At 66.8% G+C, this 1,083-nt stretch carries 1 protein-coding gene; it reads right to left on the reverse strand.

Annotated elements, in window-relative coordinates; genetic code table 11:
• Window positions 1-178 precede the first annotated feature (178 nt).
• Window positions 179-1,060, reverse strand: coding sequence for an alpha/beta fold hydrolase (locus ACSFA2_RS25725; protein WP_435458157.1), 882 nt, complete (start codon window positions 1,058-1,060; stop codon window positions 179-181).
• Between the last annotated feature and the right edge of the window lie 23 nt (window positions 1,061-1,083).

The raw sequence follows: 1,083 nt of genomic DNA on the forward strand, positions 1-1,083 counted from the left end.
TCGATCATCATGCGCCACGACGCGATCTCTTCCGCGCTCAGCGCCTGCCGGTCTACGCCGCCGCCCGGCGTAGCACCGATGCGGGCGAGCACCATGAGCCGGTCCCACGGGCGGTCGGCATCGATGCGCCAGATGCCCTGCTCTCCGGCGACTTCTTCGGTGGCGGTTTCGGTGGTCATCAGTCGGTCTTCATGATCTGGCTTGGCAGCGCACGCGGATCGCGCGGCTTCCACTGGCCGGCCTCGACCTGGGCAAAGAACTCGGCCAGCAAGGCGTTGAACGCGGCGGGCTCTTCCAGGTTGAGCGTGTGGCCGGTCTTTGGCATCACGGCGAGGCCGCAGGCCGGCACGGTCTTCTTGAGGAAGATGCCGGGCTGCAGGCAATGGTCGTCCTCGTCGCCGACCACCACGAGCGAGGGCACGTTCATCACGCGCAGATCGCTCTCCAGGTCGTAGATCGACGGGCGCCGCGCCTGCACGCCGCGCATGGTGTTGGCTGCGCCGAGGGCATCGTGCTCGCCCAGCCAGGTCGCAAACTCCTGCCAGCCGCGCGGGTCCTTGTTCTGGAACTGCACGCGGCTTGCGCCCAGCGAATAGGTGCGCGCGAATTTCTCCGAGCCCTGCGCTTCGAACTGTTTGGCCACTTCGAGCGAAACGCCGCGGAAGTACTCCTCGTGCTCCTTCTCCGCGCCATAGCCCGCGCCGGCAATCACAAGAGATGAAGCGCGCTTCGCATGGCGAAGGCCGAAGTGCAGCGTCGCGAAGCCGCCCATCGACAGGCCCACGATGTGTGCGCGCTCCAGTTCCAGCGCATTCATCACCGCGGCGATGTCGTCGGCCGCGGTGGCTTGCGAATAGCGCTCCATGTCGGCCGGCACGTCCGATGGCGGATAACCGCGCGCGCCGAAGGTCACGCACTGGTGGCGCCGCGCGAAGTAGCGCATCTGCGGCTCCCAGCTGCGGTGGTCACCGCCGAACTCGTGCACGAACACGATCGGCGTGCCGCTACCAGCGGTCTCGTAGTAGAGGCGAACGCCGTCGGGGGTGGTGGCGAAACTCATCGTCGGCCTTTCTTCAGAAAAGG

Origin of the sequence: Variovorax cryoconiti, assembly GCF_051216395.1 — a bacterium.
Classification (GTDB): Bacteria; Pseudomonadota; Gammaproteobacteria; order Burkholderiales; family Burkholderiaceae_C; genus Variovorax.

Coding starts and splice junctions, on each gene's coding strand:
- ACSFA2_RS25725 (WP_435458157.1), bottom strand. CDS start 1,060: ATGAGTTTCGCCACCACCCCCGACGGCGTTCGCCTCTACTACGAGACC.